The sequence below is a fragment of the Thermoflexus sp. genome, from assembly GCF_025055495.1.
Classification (GTDB): Bacteria; Chloroflexota; Anaerolineae; order Thermoflexales; family Thermoflexaceae; genus Thermoflexus.
In genome coordinates, this window is record NZ_JANWXB010000203.1 from 1 (window position 1) to 5996 (window position 5996).

The 5996-nt window shown below is 63.1% G+C and carries 6 protein-coding genes; 3 read left to right on the forward strand and 3 right to left on the reverse strand.

The annotated features are described in order from the left end of the window. Window positions 1-768, forward strand: a 768-nt coding sequence (locus NZM16_RS06875) for an amidohydrolase family protein (RefSeq protein ID WP_295479525.1), incomplete at its 5' end; no start/stop codon positions are given. Window positions 769-908: 140 nt separating this feature from the next. Next, the gene (locus NZM16_RS06880) at window positions 909-1661 is read left to right on the forward strand and encodes a gamma-glutamyl-gamma-aminobutyrate hydrolase family protein (protein ID WP_295450093.1); all 753 of its coding nucleotides are present in this window, start codon (window positions 909-911) and stop codon (window positions 1659-1661) included. Window positions 1662-1714: 53 nt separating this feature from the next. Here NZM16_RS06880 and NZM16_RS06885 read toward each other — a convergent pair whose 3' ends face one another. The 3 genes from NZM16_RS06885 to NZM16_RS06895 all read right to left on the reverse strand — a co-directional run bounded on the left by NZM16_RS06885 (window position 1715) and on the right by NZM16_RS06895 (window position 4633). Further along, window positions 1715-2806 (reverse strand): sensor histidine kinase KdpD, encoded by a 1092-nt coding sequence (locus NZM16_RS06885; protein WP_295450095.1) that lies wholly within the window; start codon window positions 2804-2806, stop codon window positions 1715-1717. 198 nt (window positions 2807-3004) lie between these two features. Further along, window positions 3005-3505 (reverse strand): NUDIX domain-containing protein, encoded by a 501-nt coding sequence (locus NZM16_RS06890; RefSeq protein WP_295479528.1) that lies wholly within the window; start codon window positions 3503-3505, stop codon window positions 3005-3007. A 72-nt stretch (window positions 3506-3577) separates the two neighbouring features. After that, entirely contained in the window at window positions 3578-4633 is a 1056-nt protein-coding gene (locus tag NZM16_RS06895; RefSeq protein ID WP_295479531.1) for an alpha/beta fold hydrolase, read from the reverse strand. 219 nt (window positions 4634-4852) lie between these two features. On the opposite strand from NZM16_RS06895, the gene NZM16_RS06900 reads away from it, so the two are divergent. After that, the gene (locus NZM16_RS06900; RefSeq protein WP_295450103.1) at window positions 4853-5869 is read left to right on the forward strand and encodes a prenyltransferase; all 1017 of its coding nucleotides are present in this window, start codon (window positions 4853-4855) and stop codon (window positions 5867-5869) included. Window positions 5870-5996 lie beyond the last annotated feature (127 nt).

Consider the following 5996-nt stretch of genomic DNA (forward strand, 5'->3'; position numbering starts at 1 on the left):
TATCGATTGCTCCGAGTGGAATTCCTGGCTGAACGCCTGATCCAAGAGACCTCTACCTGGCCAGCGTTTGAGGAGGCATTTCGAGCCGCTCTGGATCATCCCGATCCGGAGGTGGTGGGGTTCAAGACCATCGTGGCCTATCGGACGGGATTGGCGATCGAAACCCCGGATTGGGAGGCGGCTCGCTCCGCCTTTGAGACCCTGCGGCAACAGGTGGCGCGGAAGGAGCGCCTCCGGCTGGCCCACAAGCCTCTGAACGACTGGGTGGTCTGGCAGACCTTGGAGGCCGCTGCCTGGCAGGGCCGGCCCGTCCAGTTCCACACCGGCTTCGGAGATCCGGATCTGGATCTGCGATGGGCGAACCCATTGCACCTGCGCCCCTTGCTGGAGCACCCGGGCTTCCGACGTGTGCCCTTCGTGTTGCTCCATGCCTCCTATCCCTACACACGGGAGGCGGGCTATCTTGCAGCGGTGTATCCTCACGTTTATGTCGATCTCGGGTTGGCCATCCCCTTTCTAAGCCATGCCGGCATGGCCTTTGTCGTCCGCGCCTTCCTGGAGTTCACACCGATCAGCAAGATCCTGTTCTCCACAGATGCCCACCTGATCCCGGAGCTGTTCTACCTGGGGGCTCGCTGGGGGCGACGGATTCTGGGGGAAGTCCTGGAGGCGACCATCCGCGACGAGGATCTCACAACGGCGGAGGCCGAGCAGGCCGCGGAGGCGATCCTGTATCGCAATGCGCAGATCCTTTATGGTTTGAGATAGGACACGTGCTGGGGAATCCCTGGTTCAAAGGGCTGTGGGGGAAGAAAAAAGCTTCGGGTGCTGGGCAGGCCGCCAAAGGCGACCCACCCAGCATCTGGAAGCCCCTAAATGGAAGACATCACCTGAAAGCTGAAGGCCCAATGCGGCGACCGCTCATCGGTGTGACGGTGAAGAACACGCGAGAACGTGCCTCGCTGAAGCGGGCGTGGAGCGCGACGGAGACGGCTTACCTGCGGGCGATCTGGCGGGCCGGAGGGTTGCCGGTGATGTTGCCTAATCTGCCTCCGGAGGCCGCGGCGATGATCGTCGAACGGGTGGATGGCGTGCTGCTCACGGGGGGCGGAGACATCGATCCGGCCCGATATGGGGCCTCTCGGCATCCCGAAACCGCGGAGGTGGATCCGGACCGAGACGCCTTTGAGTTCGCCCTATTGGAGGCCGCCCGGGATCGAGGGCGTCCGATCCTGGGGATCTGCCGCGGCTTCCAGGTGATGGCGGTCGCTTGGGGCGGGATATTGTGTCAGCATCTCCCCGACATCACAGAACTGGTGCATAATCGCGATCAACCTCCTCCCGCGCTCGCCCATCCGGTCCGCCTGTATTCGAATCCTGCCCTGATGGACATTCTCCAGGCCTGCGGGGTCGGCGAGGTGCTGGAGGTGAACTCGTATCACCATCAGGGCGTTCCGAACCGCCAGCAACTCCCGGGGGCGCTGCAGGTTCTGGCCGAGGCGCCGGATGGCGTTGTAGAGGCCTTTCTCTGGCAGCCGGAGGAAAGCGCTACGCCGCGGGTGCTGGCCGTGCAATGGCATCCGGAGCTGCTGTTTGAAGCCGATCCCCGACACCTCTGGCCTTTCCGCTGGCTGGTGGAGGCGGCCCAGACTGGAGGATGAGCAAATTAGGGGAACGAGGCGGGATCGCTTCGCCGTCTGTCCTGCTTCTTTCCTCACCACTGTGATTCTTGGGCAGCCGGCAACCGGATTCGAACCCGGGTCCCCTGCCCCAGCGCGCTCTCGATCTCAATGCCCCCGCCCATCGCCTGGAGCAGGCCGCGGGCCACCGCCAGGCTGAGCCCGAAGCCCGGGATCTCCCGCACCATGGGATCCTCCGAGCGCCAGAATGGGGTGAAGAGCCGGGCCTGATCCTCCGGGGAGATTCCGATCCCGCTGTCTGTAATCTCACAGAGCACCGCCTCCCCCGTCCAGACCGCGCGAATCCGGATCTCCCCGCCGGGGGGCGTGTATTTCGCCGCGTTGTCCAGCACCTTGCTCAGGATGGAAATCAAGCGCTCCCGGTCCGACGCCACCATTGGGAGATCGCCGGGCAGATCCACCTCCACCCGATGGCCTCGCCCTTCCATCTCCGCCCGCATGCGCTGAAGCGCTTCTTGCAGAATCTCCCTCAGCGAGATGGATTCCCAGCGCATTCGCAATCGCCCGGTCTCGATCCGGGAGTATTCCAGCAGATCGTTCACCAGGCCCGCCAGGCGGTCGATGTTCGACCGGATGATCTCCACGAACCGGCGCTGCGGATCCGTCAGCGGACCGGCGATCCCCTTCGCCAGGAGATCCGCATACCCTTTGATGCTGGTCATGGGAAGGCGCAGCTCGTGCACGGCCGTCGAGAAAAAAGAAGCATAGGCTTCGCGATCCCGGGCCGCCTCCAATGCCAGCCCGATTAGGAGCCCGGCTGCTGACCCGATCTGTCTATCCGTCGGAATGGCCGGATCCGGCTCCCGCATGCCCAGCCATTCCAGGCCCTCCCGTAAAGGGATGGCCAGGAAGCGGATGTTTTCTCGATCCCACCAGCCGGACGGATCAGCCCGTTCCGGCAGCTCCCAATCCCGTTCCCAGAAGAGCGGATCGTGAAGGGCCTCCTGACAACGCCAGCCTTCGCTTTCTCTCACAAGAAAAGCCCCGTCGACCGCACGGGTCCACCGCACAGCCCATTCCAGCGCGGCTCGGCGGAGCGCTGATGAATCCCGACGATCGCGCAGGGATCGGGCCAGCTCTTCCAGCACGGCGTTCGTTGAGGTCATCTCCCCTCCTCGGTTCAAACACCCTACGCTAGGTGGAACCTCCGATCTCTCCGGCGGTTGTTGGGGCCGGGGCACCACCGAAGGCGGCACCCCAGCAAGATTTTAGGAAGGAGAGGCCTGGCTGGCTTCCCTCCTGAAGGCGCTCGGATCGGACTCGTCGCCCGAAGGTGCCCATGGCATATCCTGTTCTGATTGCTTTTACCCTTCCTGGACCACCAGACGGTCGTCGGGATCGTAAGTGTAGCTCAGGAAGAACGGCTCTCGGGTTTCCCGGAAGCGAAGCACCCGAGGCCAGAGCTCTGGGAAATCCTCCACCACTGGAAGCTCCAGCACCCGATCCACCGGAACCCACTCCAGCATCCCTTCGGCCGACATCCCGGTTCGCCGCTCCAGGGCCTCTCCAATGAAAACCCCCAGAAGCACCCCGGGGGATTCGCCCGCGTGGATCAGGACAAGCCCGGCCAGGTGCAGCGCCTCGACCTCCAGGCCGGTTTCCTCGCGGACCTCCCGGCGGGCCGCAGTTCGGAGGTCCTCGCCGGGCTCTACATGGCCGCCCAGGCCGTTGTAGCGATCGGGGAAGATGGCGCGATGGGAGGCTCGCTTCAATAGAAGCACCTCATGCTCGTGGAAAAGGAAGCAAAGCACCCGGGGGATCACCGCCCATCGTTCTCGGGATATTCCCTGTTCTGCACGGCCCATCGGTGCTCCCGAATTCGTGAGGAGATCTCCGGATCCGTCCATCCCGAATTCATAATGGGTTAAAGCGTTCGGTCAGCGCAGATATTTCCGGAAGAAGGCGATCGACCGTTCCAGCAACAGGCGATCCGCGGCGCTGCCCGCTGGGAAGGTGTGCGGCTGGCCGGGATATTCATACCATTCCACCGTCTTCCCCAGCGCCTGCAGGCGCGCATACAGCTCGCGGGACCATTCCGGCGGGACCACGGTATCCGCCGCTCCGTGATGGATCTGGATCGGAGCCGCGATGTCCTGCAAATAGAAAAGCGGCGCGATGCGCTGGAGCGCCTCCTCCGGCGTGTTCAGCTCCTCTCGCCCCCGACGGCCACCGGACCATTGGAGGACGCGCTCGAAGTTCTTGCGCTCGTCGGCGCTCATTGAGCCGTAAAGCACGGCGGCCTTCACGCCGGGGTGGACCACCAGGACCCGCAGGGCGATCCCCCCGCCCATGGAGTGGCCGAACAGGCCCACCGCCTCGTGCTGGGCCATCGGCAGGGTCGGAAGGAGGGCGATCAAATTCAGCACGTCGATGGCATATCCCACCCGAAAGGGATTGGGCCCCTCGTCGGAGGGCGGATGGTTCCGATAATTGGGGTGCAGGACCAGGAACCCGGCCCGGGCGAAGGCGTCCGCATACCGCGTCGTGTAGGCCAGGATCTGATACCGCGCGGGGTCCACATATCCGTGCAGGACGATGACGACGGGGAATGGCCCGTGGCCCCGGGGGACGTTCATAAATCCATAGACGGTCAATCCGTCACTGGGATAGGCGACCAGCGTCCGGGTGAACGCGGAGGTGACCGCCAGCACGCGCTCGATGCGGATCGATCCATCCCCATAGGAGCGCCGACGGAGGGCTTCAATCGTCAGATCCGCATAAGGATCCGGAGTTGGGGAAGGGGTAGCGGAAGGCGCCGGGGTTGGTGGGAGAGTCGGCCGGGCCTCTACAAGAGGCGGCAGGCTCCGTTCCATCGGCTTGCCCGGAGTGGCGGACGGTGGGATCGGAGAGGTGATGGCCCGCCCGACGCAGCTGGATTCCAATAAGGTCAGGGCTGTTCCCAGAATCAGCCCGATAAAAAGCCAGAGCTTCATGGTGTTCTCCAGGGCAGGAAGGGATTTTGCCGATGATGCCACCCGCGGCCAGAATCCGCATATGGATAGTGTTCCCCTATCCGGGGATTTTCCGTGAAATCCTTAAAGAGCCATGCTGTTAAGGGTTGGGAAGTCCATTGAAGACGGCCCTCCCAGCCCTAAGGGCCCATCCACTGCAACGACGCCACAGGTCTATTTCATTCATCGGAGGATCCAGCGATGTGGCGAAACTGGTTAGAAGTTTACCGCACCTGCAACCTGTCCGCGGATCGACCCATGGATCCCGTTTCGAAGTGGCTACTGATCGTCCGCTGCTGCGTGTTCCCCATGACCCTCATCTCCGCCGCCATTGGAGGATTGCTGGCGGCGGCGGCGGGTCGATTCGAGCTGGGGCCCTTCGCGTTATCCACAATGGGCCTGCTCCTGGCCCACGCAGCGAACAACATGATCAATGATTATTTCGATCTGGAGACCGGTCTGGACACTGCGGAATATGTGCGGGCTCAGTATGCCCCCCATCCGGTGCTCTCGGGTCTGGTCACGCGCCCCCAGTTGCTCCGAGCGATCCTCCTCGTGAACGTCCTGGATGCGGGCATCGCACTCTATCTCACGGCGCTCCGAGGCTGGCCGATCCTCGCCTTCGTCCTTGCCGGACTGTTCATCAGTGTATTCTACGTGGCGCCTCCCATCCGATTGAAACGCATCGGCCTGGGGGAGCTGGGTGTGTTCCTGGTCTGGGGCCCCCTCATGATCGGGGGAACCTTTTATGCAACCACCGGGACGCTGCCTCCGTGGGTCTGGCTGGCCTCCCTTCCTTATGCCCTGCTGGTCGCGACCGTCCTCATCGGCAAACACATCGACAAGCTGGAACAGGATCGCGCACGGGGGATCTACACGCTTCCGGTTCTTCTGGGGGAACCGACAGCGCGGGCTCTAAATATCGGGATGATGATTGCCTTTTACGTTGTGGTCCTGGGTCTAGCGCTGACCCGGGTGCTGGGGCCGTGGGTGTTGCTGACCCTGTTCAGCCTCCCTCGCCTGCGGGAAGTGATTCGAACATATACCCGACCGCGTCCGCCGGCGCCGCCCCCCAACTATCCCGTGTGGCCGCTCTGGTATGTCTCCTGGGCATTTCTCTTCAACCGCCGCGCTGGGGCGCTCTTCCTTGTCGGCCTTCTTCTAAACCTCGTTTTCCCGATCCCTCTTCCAGGCGGATTCATCGAAGGGCTATTTTAGGGGACGGGGGCTACCTTTATTGACTTGCCCCGCCCTCAAATCGCTCCTGTTAATGAAAGATCCTTAAGGGTGGGGACGGACGCCTTCAGCGTCCGTCCCCACCCTTAAAGCCTCCGGGGGGAAATGA